This is a genomic window from Vibrio sp. T3Y01 (assembly GCF_013114525.1).
GTDB classification, from domain to species: domain Bacteria; phylum Pseudomonadota; class Gammaproteobacteria; order Enterobacterales; family Vibrionaceae; genus Vibrio; species Vibrio chagasii_B.
Genome location: NZ_VTXJ01000003.1, coordinates 160,274 through 182,962, shown reverse-complemented (window position 1 = coordinate 182,962; position 22,689 = coordinate 160,274). Strand labels below are relative to the sequence as shown.

The following is a 22,689-nucleotide window of genomic DNA, read 5'->3' as shown; positions in this document are numbered from 1 at the left end:
GGAAAACTACCCATGAGTAATAACATTCTGCTGTACGAGTGCGTCCAGAATATCTGAAGGCATGGTGCCGCTTAACGTCAACTGAGGCGCGAGGTCCTCAACCACAATCACTTGCTCTGTTGTACCTAAGCCATCAGGGTTGATGGTTAACTCAACATCATTCCCTTCTAGCTTGGCATCAACATGCTGAAGCAATGTCGCCATATTCACATTCGCGTCTTTCAGTTCAGGTAATACCTCACGTAGGTCAATCTGGTCACCTTCGGCTAAATTGAAGTCAGTAATCGTATCTTCGACACCATCCTCAATGTTCAGCCAGACAAATGAATCCATACCGTCACCACCGGTCAGGATGTCTGAGCCTCCACCACCGATCAGGGTGTCGTTTCCATCGCCACCAACAAGCGTATCATCTCCTGAACCGCCCTCAAGACGATCATTGCCAGATCCACCAGTAAGGTTGGTATCAAAGCTACTCGCTAAAAGTTGCACATCCTCTGTTTCAGAAGACAGATCGAGGTCTCTTGGGTTCGCGACAATATTGAGGTTGAGATCAATGTTTTGAGATATCGCAATATCGTTATTGTCCGTTTCCTCAGATACCGCCTCAACCTTCAATGTGTAGTTACCAGGAGTTAACGGCTTACCAACGGATGGTTGCTCGACGAGTCTGAGACTATCAATCGCATCAGCCGTCGCTATCCAAGTGTCACCTACTAGCGAAACTGCACCCGCATCACTGGTTACGTCAACACCGTCCGGAACATCACTGATCTTCAGCGTCAACTCTTCAGTAATATCCGTCAATGCAGCGACTATTCCGACTAAAGCGACTCCACTATTAGCGACCACTGATGAGCTCGTTGTAATGTTTCTCACGTAGTTGAATGCCGGGTCAATCAACAAGGTTGGCGCATTCGCCACTGGTGTCACCGCGATGTTATAAACAACCGGTGCCGTTTCAATAGCGATACCAGAAGGATTACCGCTGTCTTTGGCGGTGACCTCTAAGCCGATGTTGTTGGTTGGAGCCAAGCTTGCATCAAGGTAAACCCCATTCGGGCTGGTCGGTGTGTCAATCAAGGCATTCAGATCGCTCAGCGTCCCTACTAACGTCACCGAACCACTATTGTCACCATTAACGGTCACACTAGTACCAGCAGGTAATGATACGGAAAGTGTTCCGTAATCAACGGTCAGCGTTACTGTCATCAAGTCATTAGCAAAACTATCGACATAATCAGGGTCACTGACATTAATACCACTAAGCAGTTGTCCTGCGTCTTCATCAATCAACGCAGTGACACTGTCACTATTAACGACAGGAGTATCGTTCAAACCTTGTACCACGGCAGTGATTTCAGCGGTATCGGTTAGGAAGTCATTAACGCCATTCGTTGTCCCGTCATCCTCTACGGTATAAGTAAACTTAACATCACCGTTGTATTCATCTGCTGCGGTAAATACCCAGTATGGACCAGTAATCGTAGCATCATCTGCCCCACCGACGTTTTCAAAGCGTTGCAGTGTGCCTTGGCCTTGATCGAGCACCAGATCAGTCACGATAATCGTGTCATTTTCCGGATCGGTCGTCGCTGCAATCAAATCCTCTTCCTTGATGATCAATTGACCTTCTTCGAGGATGGTGCCCAAGTCGATATCCGTAGCATCTGGTTGATCATTCACTTCCGTCACGACAGCACTGATCTCAGCACTGCCGGTTAAGAAGTCATTGGCGCCATTGGTGGTACCATCATCCTCTACGGTATAAGTGAATTTCACGTCGCCGTTATATTCATCCGCAGCGGTAAATACCCAGTATGGACCTGTAATCGTCGCATCATCCACACCACCTACATTTTCAAAGCGTTGCAGTGTGCCTTGACCTTGATCGAGCACCAGATTAGTCACGGTAATCGTGTCATTTTCCGGGTCTGTCGTCGCTGCAATCAAATCCTCTTCCTTGATGATCAACTGACCTTCTTCAAGGATGGTGCCTAGGTCGATATCCGCTGCGACAGGCGCATCATTCACTTCCGTTACGACGAGGCTAATTTCAGCACTGTCGGTTTGGAAATCATCCACGCCATTGGTTGTACCATCATCGATGATGGAATAGTTAAATTTCACGTCACCGTTGAAATCATTGTCGGCGACAAATAGCCAGAATGGACCGGTAATCGCTGCGTTGTCAGCGCCACCAGCATTTTCAAAGCGCGTTAACTGACCTTGTCCCTGAGTCAGGGTGACACCTGTTACCGTGAGGTTGTGGTTTTCAGGGTCAGAACTTGCTGCAATCAAATCACCTTCAACAATGACTATCTGACCATCTTCAGCAATCGAGCCTAAATCAACGTCCGTCGCGATAGGCGCGTCGTTTACTTCCGTCACCTTAATCGTGAAAGTCGTCTGGTTAGTCTGTGCAGTGTTCGGATCCGCTGGGTCAATAAGACCATTGTTACCGCCGTCATCGAGTGTTGCATTGATTGTCACCAACCCACTCTGGTTGAGGTAGTTCTGGTCTGGATCCGGCTTAAAGGTAACCGCACCATTGGTCAATGCCGTATTGATGTCAGCTTCTTTACCGGTGATGACCAGTGAACCGTCAGGTTGCAGTACAAACGTCACATCTGGAGAGCTTGTAAACTCAAAGACACCCTGTGCTCCTGGCAGTGCTTGGTCAATCTCCAACGTCAGCGTATACGGTGCATCTGGGTTATCAAAACTTGCGTCTACGTCGTAGATACTAAAGTTATTAATCGCCACACCAGTTGAGTCTTCTTGCGTTTCAATATTGGTAACGTTGACGAACGTTGGTTGATCGTTGATAGGGTCAATCACTAAATCAACATCGAAGCTGGTTGGTGTACCCAGGTATTCGGTGTTGTCTGCATCTGTGTCCACAGAGCGAACCGTGATTTGTAATGGACCAGTAATACCCAACGCATTACCTGTATCGCTGTTGTGTTGACCAGAATTGAATACGATCTTATCGAGTGACTGAGCCGAAACATCCAGTGTCCAAATCTGTGTGACAGGATCGTAGCTAGCCAACGTCGTACCGTCTGGGTAGTAGATAGAGGCATCTTGAGGCACACCAGCCACCTCAACACGAAGTGTCTCTGGCGCATTTTCGGTATAGGTGCCGCTGCCTGTTGCAGATAGCTCTTTATCCAAAATAGTCGCATTGATTTCGATATCAATGTTTTGGCCTTCATTGCCAGTAACAGAATCGGTTGGGTTGGTATCAACATCATCACCCACTGGCACCACATGCAGCTTAAAGCTTGGCAAATTCGATGCTGCAGTTGGCACGCCTAACAAGGATTCTTGAGTAAAGACAGCAACGCCAAATTCCGCCGTACCACTGAAGTTTTTAGGCGGTAGGATCGAAATCTCACTCAAATCAAATGACAACCCTGATGCTTGAGGAAGCTGAACACTCCACTCACCACCACCATTGTTCTTCACTGTATAAGCGGAGCTCGGATCTGCACTCATTAAGAAACCATCAGGCACACCAGTGAATTTAATCGAAACGAACTGCTCTGAGCCGTCTAGGTCAGTGAGCGCAATAGAAACAGGCCCCGTTCCCGATAGAGAAATAGCTTGATCTTCATTGCCCGTGATCTCAATGACATCAGGATCACTACCCGGCCCTGTTACAAGCACATCATCAACCACAGGGACAACTTCAAAGCTAACACTGGTGTTGAACGTATCAGTATCGGTTGCCGTTCCAACGGGAGACGAGGCGTCATTGTAAGTAGCGGTATCGGTTATTGTTCCGCTGATATTCACCTGTACTTGGTTAATATCATTCCCCGTTGGGTAGTTGAGAGCAGGACGGAACAATACATTGTCCAGAGCACCGGCATTGATTTCCGCTTCATTGAAGGTCACAGACGTACCAAGCGATACACCCGCGCTTGTGTAAAACGCACCGACGCTTGTGTCATCCAAAGTCAGCGTAATAGATGTGAATTTTTCGTCACCACCCTCAACCCCACTGACTTGGTCAGTAATGGTCGTGCTGAAATCAAGCTGAATGTAAGTATCTTCGTAACCCACCGGATCTTGTCCCGGTTGACCATCAGTATCAACAGGATTAAACGAGTCATCGAGCGAACCAACAACCGTTACATCAATGTCCGGGTTACCTTCAACGTCAGGAGCGACTTTAATCACGACATCGGTCACCAAGGTTTTCTCATCACCAGACAGTGTATCTTTGGTGACTATTGTGATTGGTAACCTAAAGTCGCCAGAATAGTCAGCAGGCAGATTAAGTAGCAGGCCAGAGAAATCCGTTGGAACACCCTGATCGACCGTTGTTTCAAATACATACTTCCCGTTTACGAAGTCAACATCACTGCCTCCTCCTAAACTGATTGGGAAAGTTATTCCTGGGGGAATGGTCACAGAGTCATCAATAATGATAGTTACTTGGTCTGTTGAAGCGTCTTCACCGGAAAATGTGATCAGACTATTTAGTGCCGTTCCCAAGTCTAACTGTGTATCCTCTACAGCATCGACAACGCTATCTGGTGTCATCGTAATATCTGCAGCCACCTCGTTCCCGCCAACAAGCATTTCTGGGAATGACAAGTTCACTTCGCCTTCCCTCTGAACCGCAGCTGATGACTCAGTTTCAGCGCCATCACCTCGATCAATCACGGTACTATAGATGGTCATCTTGATGTCATTGAAAACGCCTGGAACACCAGAAACTGGCGGAAACGCAAGGCCGTTTGGTGCACTAATACTAAACAGGTCTTCATTGGTTACCACCCAACGACCATTGCCTTCATAAGCAGCACCCATCACAACTAACTGATTGAGGACAGCATCTGATAACGCCGAGTCGTCCACATTAGTCAGTTGAATCACTAGCTGGTCAACCTCTTCGATAGCAGACGAAGCATCAGTTTCTTGGTATCGAATAACGAACTCATCCGTAACCGATGTGTTATCACTGTTGGTTGTGAATTTAAGAACACCAGTTAGAGCATTCGCGACCACTGTACTCAAGTCCGTAAGACCCGCGACCTCATCGACCACCAGTTTGTTACTCGCATCTTCAGGCTCAACCACAGGTCGCACACGAACATCAATTGAGCCCGTGATTGTCGCTGTTGCAATACCCTGACCTGGGTCAGTTGCGTCAACATATTCATGATCGCGTTCTTCAATCATGACAACCGTATTAAGCGTAAAATCGGTGCTCGAGTCTTGTTCCGGTGTTATCTGAATAAAATTATTGTTCAGTGCTATCTGAGTGAACACTTCTGGAGTCTGCCCAGCCTTAGGTGTGATGGTTAGCGTTCCGGCCACGGCATCGTAGTTCCAAATCACATCACCGTTTACAACCACACTGGCAACATCAGTTGGAATACCACTGATGACAATAGAAGTGAAATGCTCATCATCATCAATATAATCCGTGCCCTCTGGGTGCCAATCAATGTTGATCGCGGTATCTTCATCACCATTAGTAACAGTGTTGTACGTCGCAGAGGTATCGATTCTAGGTTCGACTAGCACTCGAATTTCTTGATCAAACGTAAGCGTGTGGCCATCGTTCTCAGTCACAATCACTTTACCTTGAATATGAATATTCTCAGTTGAAGAGTCCACAGGTCTGATACGGATCCCTGACGTTTTACCCGCCTCAGTAATATTAGCTTCGTAGATAGGTTTAGAGAGATCAGGGCTACCACCCGGCCCGGTTTCATAACCAACAAAGTTCAAGTCAATCACGGCACCATCGCCATCTTCCAAAATTACGCCGTCAGGAATACCCGAAAGGATAACGGTTATGGATTCTGAACCATCGTCCGGTAATGGCGTGGTGCCAGTCTCCGGCTTTCTCTCACCCGACAATACGGTGAAATCAAGCTCGGCAAAGCTATCGCCATTTTGGCTCTCTTGAATCGTCGTTTGCACACCATTTACAGAGCCGTCTGTAATGGCACTCCAAGCCGTGCCATTCGTTCCACCATAAGGAGTATCAGCAACGCCTTTCACCTCAACATTAACCGTTTTAGTCCCCAGGATTTCTTCGTCGACTTGAGCACCCGTTGATAGGTTTGCAGTGTCTTTGACCACGCCCGTTACATCGAAGGTGAAATCTACATTACTGTGTTTGGTTGGAACAACCTCAACGTTTGCCAAATCGGAATACGCTATTTCTTGGTAATCGATACCATTAATAGTGACTGTTGGAACGACATTCGTGGTCCCTAGGTAATAGAGCACCGCACCTTCAGTAATATTGCTGATACGAACAAACAACTCTTCAGAGCCGTCAGTGTCCACCGAGCCGTTCATGGTGATCACTTCGTCCAGCGTGAAGGCATCTTTGTTAGCCAAAGGACCGATATAATCTGGATCATCAATGTTGTCTTCGTTAATACGAATCCTGTTAACACTGAAGGTTCCCGGATCGGCATCGGCAGTCACATCAATGATAATATTCTGTTCGACAGAGCGAGCCGTTGTCTTATCATTTGCCCCGCCGTTAGCCGAATCATCGTATGGGTTGAGCGTCTCCTCAGTAATTGCCGTTGCTTTGAACTCAATTTGTCCAGAGAAGTTGTCGATTGGATTAACCACGGTGCTATTGATATCTGCGGCAGCAATCGTGTAGACACCATTGACTGGCGTTAACACATTGCCATTTTGATCCAACAGCTCAAACTTCCCATCACCTTGAACTGCTTCTAGCTCATAGGTAATCGTCTCAGTATTACTGTTATCTTGCGACTCTGCATTCAGTTGAAGTGTCACATTGTCTTCATCTTCATTCACTTGATATTGATACGTACTATTCGCATCATCCCAAGTAGCAATATCCGCTACCGCTTCAATCTCAATTCTGAAGTTTGAATTTACTGTATGGTCAAGCGTGCCATTATTATCAATTTCGAGCTCATAACGAACTCTCCCACCAGTTTCATCCGAACTAGCGTGTTGGTCCGGAACAAAGAACAAGTTGTCTATCGTCGCGATAGTTTGCCTAGGTTCATTAGGGTTTGGAGCAAAGCTTTGTTCAAGTTGAGGAGGACCAAATACAATGCTCCCATTTGGCTCAGGTACTAATTCAATGTACTTCGAACTAGCACTATCAAAATAATAAAAAGTACCTTGGTGATTATCACCGCCGTTCGGGCTTTTAATCGTCAACTGCCCAATCGATTCGACATTGTCCTGATCGTAGAGATTAACTTGCAGCGCTACTTGCGCTGGTGCATTAGGCAAATTACTTTGGTTGTCTTGAGCATTTTCAAAATTCGGCTCATCGCCCGTTGCATAAGGTATAGTTGAATCCCTACCCGCATCCTCGAAGGTGGTCACTTTTAACGCGACAGAAGACGAATTTCGGTCTGTAATTGTTATATCTAAAGGTGTTTCAGAGGTATCTAAGTCTCCGTCCGTCGCGATCACGTTAATCGAGAAGTCGATAGTGTCAAGACCGTCATGATCAAGATAACCATTAGCTCTGAACTCAACCTCACCATTTGAATTAATACGTAATCTACCAAGCTCACGAGTATCTATACCGCCACTACCATCATCGGTTTGTTCATACACTCGTACTTGCTGGACACCACTGTTTAAATCAAAGCTGCTACTGTATGGCCCATTGTTTCCTGTTCGGAACAAGATGTCTGCGCCATTGCTGGTAATACCCTCTATGCGAGTCAGCGCTGCATCATCTGCGCCCACATCTGTCGCATTCGCAAACATGTTAACTTTGGAATTACCATAACCTTGGCCTTCAATTCGAGTGATCGATTGAGTGGTCACCAATGGCACATCATCGGTTACCGCAATAGTCAGATCGATCGCGTTCGATTTGTCTTGGTCAAAATCTTCGGCCACGACGGAAAAATCAAGCTCGATGGTGTTTTCATTCGCGCCATCAGGGTGCTTAAGTGGTTTAAACAGCTCAAATTGATAGCTGTTGTTTGAGGTATCAAAAATGATTTCAAACACAGGCTGATTGCTGGTTACCGTCTGTGCAACATAAGTGAAGGTTGTACCGCTTTGTGAAACAGGCAGCCACTCTAGGCTTTCTCCATCAGAAGTTAAGCCTGCAATCACTAAATTTTCATCGACCAATTCGTACTTAACAACACCATCAGCACCTTCATCGACCGTGAATAGTCCGTTAATAATGGTATCTTCAGATTGATCCGAACCAATCCCAGCAAGATCATCTTCATCGACAGCCGTCTCACCCGTTGGCGCACTCATTACGGGCACGTCATCGAGTACTTCGATTGGCAATACATACTGATTAGAATCGTCACCATCGCCATCAACAGCCACCACATCAAATGGAATCGTCAAGGTATTGGAATTCGGGCTTGTTGGGTGGTTTAGTGGACCTAGCAACGTAAACGTATAAGAGCCGTCATTCGCGAGCGCGAGCGTGAAGATAGGAGTCCCGCTTGTCGTAGTACCTTGATAGGTCGTTGTGTTCGCAGCCCCAGTGACTTCTGTAATAGAAATCGCTTCAGTTCCAGAGGTCAATGTCGCTTCAAGAGCAGAGATATTACGCAGTTCGTAAACCTCAACTTGGTCAGCACCTTCTGTGGTAACAAATGCACCTATTGCTTGAGAAACCACAGATCCAAGATCATCTTCATCAACCACAAATGTACTGGTCACTGTCGTATCGGTAATGACAGGCACATCATCGGTGATAGTAACGGTCAAAGGTTTCATCACAGAATCGGTATTGTCTTTGTCGACAGCGATAACTGGCAAGGTGAATACTTGATCGTTGTTGCCTTGTACAGGCAGATGATCGAGCTCTTCCAACAAAGTGAAGGTGTATTCGCCTAGCACCACACTACTAAAAGTGATGGTAAAGATATCAGTTTGAACACCACCACTTTCAACGAAACCAATATAGGTTCCGCTGTTGGCTGGATCTTCTTTAAGCTGAACTACCAAGCCATCCGATTTCAAATCACCAGACGTGTTGAACTGAGTGGTATCAATACGGAAATGACTCACATCATCACTGCCCGCTGTGAAAGTGATGGTTTCAGTTTGGCTCACAGGTAAGCTCGGAGATGAGCCATCCACTAGATTCGCTTCTTCCAATGCAACCGTTGGTACCGTATCAATTACCGGTGGAGCACCATCTGAAATCGTCAGTGTCACTGTCGAAGTAACAATATCGCCGTCTTTATCTTCTGATGTCACGGTAATCGTCTTAACGATGTCACCACCAGAATGATTCAGATTTCGATTAGGCTCAAAGCGCACATCGCCTTCAAGCGTGATAAACAACGAACCTTCTGTAAATACGAACTCTTGCTCACCAGTATTGGTTTGCACTAGAGATTCTTCAGGCTGACTACCATAAGTAAATTTGGTTATGGTGGCGCCATCAGCACTTTGCGCAGGCATCACATCAAATGTCGTTGTAGTTGGCGTACCCGTACTTGGCTCTGTGATGCTCAGAGCACCAGATTGCATCAATTGAACATCATCACTGATGGTCACAGAAAGCGGTTTAGACGCTGAAATATCACCATCAGTGTCTTGTGCGTAAACGGAAAGATCAAAACTAAGATCGTTGTTTCCTAATCCGTCGACATGATCCAAACGCTCTAACAAAGTAAACGTGTACTCACTCGGGTTAGTGTTATCAAATTCTAGAGTGAAGATAATTTTCTCAACACCCAAGCCATCCGTTGTGAATGCTATGTAGTCACCTGAACCAGCAGGCTCTTCACGCAAGCTCAATTCAAGGCCATCAGACTTCAATACACCGCTGGTATTAAACAACCCTACTTCGACGACAATCTTCTCGATGTCATCACTGCTTGCGAGTGAAGTAATGGTTTGAGTCACGCTGACTGGGTTGCCACTCGGTGTTGAACCATCAGCCAGTAAGCTTTCAGACAAGCTAACACTCGGTACGACATTCAACGTTGGTCCATCACCATCAACGATAGTGAGTGTGACCGTTGAAGAGGAAATATCCTTATCAAAATCAGATGAAGTAAACTCAATCAGCTTAACAATGTCGCCCGCTGAGTGGTCAAGATTACGATTTGGTTCAAACCTTACATCGCCATCCAAAGTGACAAACAGCGAACCTTCAGTGAAAACAAATTCCTGCTCACCGCTGATGTTTTGATTTAAGGTAATCGCAGACCCACCGTCATAAGTGAACTGTGTAATGGTCGCCCCATCAGCACTTTGCGTAGGTAAAACATCAACCGTCGAGGTAGTTGGTGTGCCAGTATTTGGCTCTGTGATGGTTAACGTGCCATCTTGCATCTGTTGAAGGTCATCTTGAATGGTGACAACAACATCACGCTTAACTGAGTCATCACCATCAGTATCAACCGCATAAACAGGTAAGTTGAAGTTAAGGTTGTTATTAAGTGCACCATCAAGGTGGTCGAGTGCCTCAATCAGCGTGAAAGTGAACTGACCTTTGTTAACACTATCAAAATCAATGGTGAATACATTAGTTACGTTACCAGCCCCGTCATCAGTAAACCCGATGTAGTCGCCAGGTGAAGCAGGATCTTCTTTTAGCTGAACAACAAGACCGTTTGATTTCAGCACATCACCTGGGTTGAATTCGTTGGTCGCGATTCTGAAGTGGCTTAAGTCATCACTGCCCACAGTGTAGGTAATGGTTTGTGTTGAACTCACCGCAGAACCACTCGGCGTTGAGCCATCTGCTAGGTTCACTTCCGATAAGTTCACGCTAGGAACAACATCGATGACCGGATCAATCCCATCTTGGATCGTCAATGTGACATCCGCGGTATCAGTATCGTTATCAAAGTCGTTGGTCGTTACAACAATCGTTCTAACAATATCACCCGCTGAATGATCTAGGTTTCGATTTGGCTCAAAACGAACTTCGCCTTCAATCGTGATGTACAGTAAACCATCGGTTACGGTAAACACCTGCTCTGTCGATACATTCGGGTCCAAGGTGACAGCAGTACCACCATCGTAAATAAATTGGGTGACCTTTGCGCCATCAGCACTTTGAGTCGGCATAACATCAATGGTTGGCGTAGTTGGTGTGCCCGCCACTAGATCAGCCAGTGACGGCTCAACAATATTCAATGACCCGTCTTGTACACCTTGTACATCATCGGTAATGGTCACTGTCATTGGTGACATCGCAGACTCATCACCATCGGTATCCACTGCTAAAACAGGTACATCGAAGTTTAACGTGTTGTTCTGTAAGCCATCCACATGGTCTAACGCTTCAAGCAGTGTAAACGTGTATTGACCTAAATTTGTGGTTGAGAAACTGATTGTAAACACGTTGGTTTCTACGTTAGCACCGTCTTTTACAAAGCCGATGTAGTTACCAGAGTTCGCTGGCTGCTCTTTAATCTCAACCTCTAATCCATTCGACTTCAAAGCCCCCGAAGTATTGAACTGGGCAGGGTCAATTCTGAAATGACTAACATCATCACTACCCTCGGTAAAGGTAATCACTTGAGTCATCGATACTGGATTGCCCGTTGGCGCAGAGCCATCAGCCAGATCGACCTCAGAAAGACTCACACTAGGAATGACATTGATGATTGGTAGGTCACCATCGGTAATAGTTAGCGTTACTGTCGAAGTCACCACATCACTATCAGAGTCACTTGAACTGACAACTATCGACTTAACGATATCCCCGCCCGAGTGATTAAGATCGCGGTTCGGTTCAAAGCGAACATCGCCTTGCAGCGTGATATAGAGCGAGCCTTCAGCAACCACAAACTTTTGCTCCCCCGTATTACTCTGGTCAAGCATAAACACGGTGCCATTGTCGTAATTGATTTGGGTGATAGTCGTGCCATCAGCCCCTTCTTGATCAAGAACGTTGACGGTCGTGGTTGTTGGCGTACCCGCGGCTAAGTCAGCCACTGTTGGCTCTTCAATGCTGAGAGCACCATCCACCATGACTTGAATATCATCGGTAATCGTTACAGCCAGAGGCGACATCAGAGAGTCATCGCCATCACTATCGACCGCGTACACTGGCAAGTTAAACGTTAGGTCGTTATTACCTTGAATTGGTGTATGGTCAATCGCTTCTAATAGCGTGAAGGTGTATTCACCTAAAGTCGTGCTGCTAAATGCAAGAGTGAAGACTGTAGTTTCTACATTTGAAATGTCTGTAGTGAAGCCAATGTAGTTGCCTGAACCCGCTGGCTCTTCTCGAATCTCAATAACCAAGCCATCAGATTTCAGCGTACCGCCAGTATTAAACTCACTCGGCTCTAAGCGGAATTTTACAACATCATCACTTTGGTTAGTAAAAGTGATGGTTTCTGTCTGGCTAACCGCACTGCCGCTTGGTGATGAGCCATCAGCCAGATCCGCTTCTTCAAGAGCAACACTCGGCACCGCATCGATAGTCGGGTTATCGCCATCGGTTATGGTCAAAGTAACGGTTGCAGTAACCGGATCGTTATCAAAGTCATTGGATGTCACGACGATGGACTTAACAATGTCTTCGCTCACGGAATGGTCTAAGTTACGGTTGGGCTCAAAGCGCATCTCACCTTGAAGGGTGATGTACAACTCACCTTCTGTGAAACTGAACTGCTGTTCGCCTACGATGCTCTGATCCAATGTTTTAACGATGCCACCAAAAGAAAACTCAGTAACCGTCGCACCATCGGCACTTTGGTTTGGCATTACATCAATGGTATTGGTTGTTACCGTACCATCAGCCAGATTTGGCTCAACAATATCTAACGTACCGTCTTGCATGATTTGAACATCATCGCCGATGGTTACATTCAGTTGAGACACCAAAGAGTCATCGCCATCGCTGTCTACCGCATAAACCGGAAGATCAAAGCTCAGATCATTGTTCGCTAGACCATCTGCATGGTCTAACGCTTCCAATAAAGTAAAGGTGTATTCACCAAGAGTCGTGGTCGAGAAGCTAATCGTAAACACTGGAATTTCAGCATTTGAACCATCAGTAATGAAGCCGATATAAGTGCCCGGGTTCGCTGAATCTTCTTTTATCTCGACCGCAACACCATTCGATTTCAGTGCACCACCAACATTGAACTCAGTAGGTTCAATACGGAAACGGGTCACATCATCACTTTGATTAGTATAAGTAATCGTCTCAGTTTGACTTACAGCACCGCTACCTGGTGCAGAGCCGTCAGCAAGATTGGTTTCAGACAGAGTAACACTTGGCACCGTATCAATGGTCGGGATATCACCATCGGTAATCGTCAGGGTGACTGTCGAGGTCACGGTATCTTTATCGAAGTCGCTTGAGGTGACCTCGATCTGTTTAACGATGTCTCCACCAGTATGATCGAGATTACGGTTCGGCTCGAAGCGAACGTCACCTTGGATAGTGATATACAGTGAACCTTCAGCAACAACGAACTTTTGCTCGCCAGTATTATTCTGGTCAAGCGTTAATACAGCCCCGCCATCATAAGTAAATTGTGTGATGGTCGCGCCGTCTGCCCCTTCTTGATCAAATACATTAACGGTAGTTGTCGTAGGTGTACCCGCAGCCAAATCAGCAACCGCTGGCTCGACAATATTTAGAGCTCCATCTTGCATGATTTGGACATCATCACCGATGGTCACATTCAACTGTGACACCAATGAATCGTCGCCATCGTTGTCTACCGCATAAACAGGAAGGTTAAAGCTAAGATCGTTGTTCGCTAAACCATCCACATGGTCTAATGCTTCTAACAACGTGAAAGTGTATTGACCGAGGGTAGTACTAGAGAAACTGATCGTGAACACGTTGGTTTCGACGTTCGAACCATCAGTCACAAAACCGATATAACCACCTGGTGTGGTTGGGTCTGCTTTTAGCTCAACCACCAGCCCATTTGATTTGAGCGCTCCACCTACATTGAATTCTGTCGGTTCAATTCGGAAACTCGCCACATCATCACTTTGATTAGTGAAGGTAATCGTCTCTGTTTGACTTACCGCGGCACCGCTTGGCGTAGAACCATCACTCAAATTAGTTTCAGATAAAGTAACACTCGGTACATTGTCGATCGTTGGAATGTCACCATCAGTAATAGTCAACGTCACCGTAGAAGTAACAACATCACTATCTGAGTCGCTTGAAGTCACGACTATCGACTTAACAATGTCTCCACTTGTATGGTCGAGGTTACGATTTGGTTCAAAGCGCACATCACCTTGCAGCGTGACATAAAGCGAACCTTCAGCAACCACAAACTTCTGCTCTCCCGTATTGCTCTGGTCAAGCGTAAACACGGTGCCGTTGTCATAATTGATTTGGGTGATAGTCGTGCCGTCTGCCCCTTCTTCATCAAGAACATTCACAGTCGTGGTTGTCGGCGTACCCGCTGCTAAATCAGCGACAGTCGGCTCTTCAATCGTAAACGCGCCATCTACCATGACTTGGATATCATCGGTGATCGTCACAGCAAGTGGCGACATTAGAGAATCATCGCCGTCGCTATCAACCGCGTACACTGGCAAGTTAAACGTTAGGCCGTTATTACCTTGAATTGGTGTGTGATCAATCGCTTCTATAAGCGTAAAGGTGTACTCACCTAAAGTCGTGCTGCTAAATGCAAGTGTGAATACTGTGGTCTCGACATTTGAAGTGTCTGTGGTGAAGCCGATGTAGTTACCAGAACCCGCAGGCTCTTCTCGGATCTCAATCACTAAGCCATCAGATTTCAGAGTACCACCAGTATTAAACTCAGTCGGCTCCAAACGGAATTTTTCAACATCATCACTTTGGTTGGTAAAAGTGATAGTTTCTGTTTGGCTAACCGCACTGCCGCTTGGTGATGAGCCATCAGCCAGATCCGCTTCTTCAAGAGCAACACTCGGTACCGCATCGATAGTCGGGTTATCACCATCAGTAATAGTCAAAGTAACGGTTGATGTCACCGGCTCGTTATCAAAGTCATTCGACGTCACGACTATGGACTTAACAATGTCTTCGCTAGCGGAGTGGTCTAGATTACGGTTTGGTTCAAAGCGCATGTCACCTTGAAGCGTGATGTACAACTCACCCTCTGTGAAAGTGAATTTCTGCTCGCCAGTGATACTCTGATCAAGAGTTTGAACAATGCCGCCAAAAGAGAACTCAGTGACGGTTGCGCCATCGGCACTTTGGTTTGGCATCACATCAATAGTGTTGGTGGTCACCGTACCATCAGCAAGATTAGGCTCGACGATATCTAATGTGCCATCTTGCATGATTTGAACATCATCACCGATAGTCACATTCAGTTGAGACACAACAGAATCATCACCATCGCTGTCTACCGCATATACTGGAAGATCAAAGCTCAGATCATTGTTCGCTAGGCCATCCACATGGTCTAGCGCTTCAAGTAAAGTAAAGGTGTATTCGCCAAGCGTGGTGGACGAGAAGCTAATGGTGAACACTGGGATTTCAGAGCCAGAGCCGTTAGTAATAAAACCGATATAAGTACCCGGATTAGAAGAATCTTCTTTTATCTCGACTGCAAGCCCTTGGGACGTCAGTGCACCGCCGACATTGAACTCGGTTGGCTCAATGCGGAAATTCGCCACATCATCACTACCAGAAGTAAAGGTGATCGTGTTGGTTGCGCTTACTGCACTTCCACTTGGTGAAGAGCCATCAGCAAGATTGGTTTCAGATAAAGTAACAGGTGGAATCAGATTGATTGCCGGATTTTGACCATCGGTAATACTTAACTCAAGCGTTGATGTATCAGTGTCGCCATCACCGTCTTCGGCTAAGAATGAAAACTGTTTGATGATAGTTTCGCTACTTGAATGATCGATATCACGAGCAACCTCAAAACTGAAATCACCGTTAAGCGAGATAGTGACCACGCCCTCAGTGAAACTGAAGGTTTGAGGAGCATCAGGCAGTAAGCTTTGATCTAGTGAATAATCAACACCATCGTAGTTGAATGATTGAATTGTCGAACCATCCGCACCTTCGAAATTAAACAGGTTATACGAAACAATAGTATCGCCCGCTAAAGTTGGCTCAGTAACTGACTCAACCTTATCAACGAGCTCAACAACATCATCTGTGACATTGACGAGAATCTCAGCGGCTTCTGGTGTACTCGAACCGCCAGATAGTGCAGAACGGTCTCCATCCGCGTCAACGGCATAAATAGGCAGAGCAAAGGTCAACAACGCGTCTTCAGCGCCTTGGTGAGAAAGCTCTTCGTACAGAGTGAATTCATAGTTCCCCAATGACGGACTATCAACTTTAACGTCAAAGACCGTAATTCTAGAGCCATTGACTTCAACATAGCCTTCGTAAGTTCTTACACCGTTAGTTTCATCAATAAGCTCAAGCAATACGGCTTCGCCATTAGACGTTAAAGAACCACCAGCATTAAACTCCGTAGGTTCAATCTCGTAATGATCGATGATGTCGCTTTCAAAAATATCGGCAGTGATGCTTCCGCTACCCGCTACGGGCGCGGTTCCCTCTTGAGACCCACCAACAATACCAGCTTCATCAACATCAATACTGTCAACATTGGTCACAACCGGGCTATCGCCATCAGTAATCTCAATGTTAATGGTATTAGTTACAACATCTTGGTCAAAGTCCGTAACCGTGATCGGCAGCGAAAAAGAGAGTGAGTCAGTGCCGATCTGTTCGATCGGATTAAACTGCTCAAATTTATAAGTGCCATCGGTATCAAGTGAGATAGTAAGGACCACCTCGCCACGACCTTGGATTGCCAGAGTGATCGTCGTGCCATCATCAGAAAGTCTGGCCAGCGTGTTCTGATTATCACTGAGCACACCATCAAATTGAGCCAGTGCGCTTGAGTCAAAAACAGCTGACTGTAGATTATCACTACCAATATTTGCAAAGGTGCCTTCAATTGCAGCACTGCTTGTTTCAACGTTATCGATAGACACGCTTTCGGCAGACGGATCTACCCCATCAAGGACGGTTACTTGCGCATTAATTGGTGTGACGAGCTGATTACCTGCGGTATCTTGGCCCTGTATGTCAAAGGCGATGTTAATTTGGTCACCCGTAAAGGAAACCTGTCCGCCACCAATCGACGGAACATGATCTATCGGCTGAGAAATGGTTGTGGTCAGCGATAATTCAATGTCATTTCCAACACTTACTGCTTCAATATCGATGCGCAGCACTTCATCTGTACCTTGAACACCAATAATCGAATTAGAGGCTGAATCATACGTAAAAGTAACCGGTTGGCCACTAGAGGTAATGTCGCTGTTGAGTTCACTAAGGAGCGAAGCGAGAGAAAGTGTTTCTGGAGCAAAAGAATCTGGGTCAAGCGCTAAGCTACCCGCAACAACGGTATCAGTAACCGTCACCGATTGAGGGTAAGTATTGCCTGAAATGGAACCTTCTGTCAGTGTTTCAGCGATGGATTGACCACCCGATGAGAGCGTGATCGATCTGAGCTCTTCTCTGTCTTCATCAACAGATTGATCTTCTAGACCAGAAGTTTCAAAGAAGGTCGAAGGATGAGTTTCTATGTAGGTGTAATCTATAGTAACAAAGCCTGCGTTTGCAGAACCCTGACCGCCACCAGCAGCCGTTGCTTCTAGGATTTGAGTTGGATCGGCACCGGCTAAAATGGCATCTTGAATCGCCGCAAGGTCGTCATCGTTAAATGATTCATCGTCAGCTTGTGCCAAGTCAATATTCACTTCTCCGGCGATTGGCGCATCTGCCCATGCCAACTCGGGGTCGACACAACCGACACAATTCTCACCAACCTCAACAACGCCATTAGGTACGCCTAAGAAAAGTTCTGCATCATGTGCAGTAATAACAATCTCGTTTTCACGGATGATATCGCCAACCGAAACTTTTCTGGCACTGCCGTCAGGCTTAACTACAACCACATTTCCGCTAGTAGCTTCAACAACTACAGTCTGACGCGAAACTTCGATATCCATATATCCCCCGATGTCACAAATCGCTTCTTAAAGAGCGGTGAACATTATTTGTAATAGCAATCTCAGGTTTGATTAACTTATCTCTCACTTCTACTAATCACCTTCAGATGATTAGTAGAAGTGGCAGAAAAGAGAATAAATTTCACCTGTTTTTTTATAGTTTACTTACCTTTAAGCCTAGTCTTCCCCATAAAAAATGCCATGTCTGTGCTAGTAGACGCCTTCTTACAAAGAAGTCTATTTTCTAAGGGTTTCCAGAACACTAGTTAAAAGTTAATAGGGTACTGATTTATATGCAAATAAACTCACAATAATACGCACCTCTGAATTTCATAAATTTATACCGCAATAAAGTTAACAAATCATTAGCGAAAATAAGGCATTAATTGAAGTGAGCTATGCATCAACAACTAAACAGCAACAATTCCCATCTTTGAGACAGTAAGCAGGCTATTGATTTATAGAAACCACAAAAAACCAATAAAATAAGTTGCATAAGAGATATTTGGCAGCAGATTAACCAACTTTTCCCATAAGCGTTATGGGGCTTTGTGATAGCTCAGTCAGTTGGATGGTTAGAAAACAAAAAAAGCCCACTAAGTTGAACCTTAGTGGGCTTTAGAACCAGTATATAGCGTTATGCTGTTACCGATGAAACATTATGATTTAGCGAGGCGATTTGCAGTCCAAACATAAAGCAGCTCAAGCGCAATCGTCGCACCAGCTAACGCTGTAATTTCGCTTTGGTCATACGCTGGAGAAACCTCTACAACGTCCATACCAACCATGTTGATGCCCTGCAAACCGCGGATGATTTTCAGAACTTTATCTGAGTTCAAACCACCACACACTGGCGTGCCAGTACCCGGCGCAAATGCAGGATCCAGACAGTCGATATCAAACGTCAGATACACTGGCTTGTCACCAACAATACCTTTCACTTGAGCAATGATCTCGTCTACGCTCATGTCGTTAGCTTGCATCGCGTTAATTACGTTGAAGCCATGACCTTCTTGTTTGTACTCGGTACGAATGCCGATCTGCACCGAATGTTCTGGCGAGATAAGGCCTTCGTTTGGGGCATGGTAGAACATGGTGCCATGGTCGTAACGGCTGCCTTGATTGTAGGTGTCAGTATGTGCATCGAAGTGGATCAACGCCATCTCACCGTACTTCTTGCCGTATGCTCTTAGCAAAGGCAATGTAATGAAGTGATCACCACCTAAACCAAGCAATGTTTTTCCACTGCTTAAAATCGCATCAGCTGCAGCCTCCAAACGCTGAGTTAGGTCTTCTGCGTCACCGCAATCAAACACAAGGTCGCCAGCATCAATCACCGAGGTATGCTCAAATACATTGAAGTCCCACGGGAATTTCTTACCTTCCCACGCCAAGTTTACCGATGCACGACGAATCGCATCAGGGCCCATACGAGCACCCGGGCGACCAGATGTCGCCATATCTAGCGGCGCACCCAAAACAACCACATCAGCATCGTTGTCGATTGGGTTTTGCACCAATGGACGACGCATAAATGTCATCGCATTGGAATACAGCGAATAATCTGGTTTCGTAAATAGATCGTTCATTAAAAATCCTCAAGATAGGTGTAACCCATCAAGCCTTGCTCTAGCTCTTCAAGTACGCTTTGCTGCTCTTGCGCTGGTACTTTCGCTGTTACCAATTCTTTGTAGTTCTGACGAATTAGGTCCATATCAATGTGAACGTAACGCATCATGTCTTCTACCGTGTCGCCTTCGTTGATGTAGTCGATGTTCGCTTCTCCGCTCTCATCAACATTCACCACAACACTGTGCGTATCACCAAATAGGTTATGCATATCACCCAAGATCTCTTGGTACGCTCCTACTAGGAAGAAGCCCATTAGGTATGGTTCATCTGGATTCCACGCAGGCACTGGCAACGTTGTTTCAATGCCTTGACCATCAACATACTGGTCAATCGTACCGTCAGAGTCACAAGTGATGTCCAATACAACAGCGCGACGCTCATCCGCATTGTCTAAACCGCTCAATGGCAATACAGGGAATACCTGATCAATACCCCAAGCGTCTGGCAATGACTGGAATAGTGAGAAGTTCACGAAGAACTTGTCTGCTAAACGCTCACTCAACTCATCCAAAATTGGACGGTGGTAACGGTTCTTAGTACTCATACGAGTGCTAAGCTCGTAGTTGATACGCAAAGACATCTGCTCAGCCCAAGCACGGTGCTGAAGGTTCAGCATACCGGTCGCAAATTGGTTGTGCGCTTCTGCAATATCACTCTGCGTATCGTTGTAGATCTCTATCAACGCACGGTCGTCGTTACCAGCATCGAGTTCTAAGAAGTTCTTCCACATGTTGTTAAGCAACAGCGGTGCGTCTGCTTCTGGCGCTGCCATGTCTTCCGGTGAGTAGCTTTCAGTACCAATCACGTTGGTGATCAACACAGCATGGTGCGCAGTCAGTGAGCGACCAGACTCCGAAATAATCACAGGTTGTGGCTGATTGTAGAGTTTACAAATATCCCCTACTGTCATCACGATGTTACGAGCGTACTCAAGCAAGCCGTAATTCATTGAGTTTGAAGATTGGCTACGTGTGCCGTCGTAATCGACTGCCAAGCCACCACCAACATCTAAGAACTTCAGTTGAGCGCCAATATCACGCAGTTCACAGTAGAAACGAGCCGCTTCACTCACGCCATTTCGCACGTCACGAATGTTTGCCATTTGCGAACCAAGGTGGAAGTGCACTAACTCTAGAACATCCAGTTGGTCTTCTGCTTTCAAGCGTTCAATAACGGTCAATACTTGTGATGCAGACAAACCGAATTTCGACTTCTCACCACCACTTGCTTGCCATTTACCTGCACCTTGAGAAGCAAGACGAATACGTAAACCCAAACGAGGTTTTACGCCAAGTGCTTTCGCTTCAGAAAGAACAAGATCAAGCTCTGACAACTTCTCTAGAACGATAAATACTTTGTGCCCTAGCTTTTCGCCAATCAGAGCAAGACGGATGTATTCTCTGTCTTTGTAACCGTTACACACGATCACAGAACTCGCTTTTTGAGCCAGCGCCAATACCGCTAATAGTTCAGGTTTGCTGCCCGCCTCTAGACCTAGCTGCTTTTGCTCTAATTGAGCTTGGCTCGCTAAGATCTCATCAACCACTTCTTTTTGCTGGTTAACTTTAATCGGATAAACCAATAGGTAGCGGTTGTCGTACTGATATTCTTCAATCGCTTGGTTAAATGCGTTACAGATATTGTGCACACGCTGATGCACTATTTGAGGAAAACGCACAAGAGCAGGTAAACCAATATTTCTTTGCTCTAACTGTTTTACGATCTTACTTAGTGGGACTTGATGATCCGTTTCGCTTGGTGAAACATACACTTCACCGTTGTCATCAATTCCATAAAAACCTTGGCTCCAGTGCTTTACATTATACTCAGCACGGATGCGTTCCAAATTAACCGAATTTTCCAATTCTAGAGACCTCACACTATAGGGCCATCGACAGAAGATACCTCTTTGGAATAGCGAGGTATAACCCAACAAAAAACGCTCAAAAACGATTTGTTGGCTGCATTAACCGATATTATGAAGAGCGAGTCCAACCATTGATATTTGTGGTTACGATTACGTTTTTTTATCGACAGATCGACTTAAAGTGACAGGTAAGGAATTACAAGGTTTTAGGGCAAAAAGCAGGCTGAAGCGCATTAAATATAAAGCACTTTCTCATAAAAAATCAGGTGAATAAAATAGCATTCACACCTAAAATTCTTGGCTATTTTGGTGATGTTAAGTCAGGTTTGTGACAAATATCGGCACTTCAATATCACAACTCTCGCTATCACTAAGATAGTCAGTATCCTGTTCTTCCATACCTATTGATGAGTGTTAAATCATGTCCGAAATGTACACCACCTACGCAAAGCAATACGACTCTGCTGCTCGCGATAATATTTATAATGCCCTATTAGAACGCCCATCAACCATAGCCTTACTAGACGATGTTAAAGGGCTCGATATTGTCGACCTTGGCTGCGGCTCAGGTATATACGCACAGTGGTTTATCGACCAAGGTGCCAACAAAGTCACGTGTACCGACCTGTCTCAAGATATGGTTGACCTAGTGAACGGAAAACAAATCCCCAATGTGACCGCATACGCGCAAGATGCTGCTCTTGGTTTACCTAAGGAAGCTGATAACAGCGCTGATGTCATCGTGTGCCCATTGGTACTGCATTACATTGAAGATCTAAAGCCTGTCTTTGATGACGTGTATCGCGTTTTGAAACCGGGCGGCTACATCGTGTTTTCCACTCACCACCCTTTTGCGGATTTTGAATGCACCCTTTCAGGTAACTACTTTGAACGCGAATTCATTCAAGAAGAGTGGAACACGGTTGGAACACCCGTTCAGGTAAGCTTCTACCGCCGTTCATTAACCGAGCTTTGCCAAGCTGTTAGTCAATCTGGCTTGCTGATTTCACAAATCACCGAAGGCACAATCGACGAGAAGGCCAAAGCCATCTCAGAAGAAACGTACGAGCGCTTATCGAAAAACGTTAACTTCATCTTTATGCGTTGCGAGAAAGTCTCAGCCTAACCCGCAATCAAATCGCGTGTGCCTTTAACTACACTAAAGGCACACGAACATTTCTCTGCCAAACCAGTCACTTCTTCCTTAATACCAACTTTTCCGTTGTTGCGCCCACTTAACTAAA

The 22,689-nt window shown here is 45.7% G+C and carries 4 protein-coding genes; 1 reads left to right on the top strand and 3 read right to left on the bottom strand.

From position 1 onward, the window contains the following. Window positions 1-6 precede the first annotated feature (6 nt). The 3 genes from F0232_RS05030 to speA form a co-directional block, all read right to left on the bottom strand. Window positions 7-17,946: a retention module-containing protein gene (locus F0232_RS05030; RefSeq protein WP_171750720.1), complete on the bottom strand. Its 17,940-nt coding sequence runs from the start codon at window positions 17,944-17,946 to the stop codon at window positions 7-9. Window positions 17,947-18,605: 659 nt separating this feature from the next. Further along, on the bottom strand, window positions 18,606-19,535 hold the full coding sequence (gene speB, locus F0232_RS05025; RefSeq protein ID WP_061032727.1) for an agmatinase: 930 nt from the start codon (window positions 19,533-19,535) through the stop codon (window positions 18,606-18,608). Beyond that, window positions 19,535-21,442: an arginine decarboxylase gene (gene speA / locus F0232_RS05020; protein WP_105057850.1), complete on the bottom strand. Its 1,908-nt coding sequence runs from the start codon at window positions 21,440-21,442 to the stop codon at window positions 19,535-19,537. Before speA ends, speB begins: the two co-directional genes overlap by 1 nt. A gap of 424 nt (window positions 21,443-21,866) precedes the next feature. On the opposite strand from speA, the gene F0232_RS05015 reads away from it, so the two are divergent. Beyond that, window positions 21,867-22,571 (top strand): class I SAM-dependent methyltransferase, encoded by a 705-nt coding sequence (locus tag F0232_RS05015; RefSeq protein ID WP_017082744.1) that lies wholly within the window; start codon window positions 21,867-21,869, stop codon window positions 22,569-22,571. Window positions 22,572-22,689: the final 118 nt, after the last annotated feature.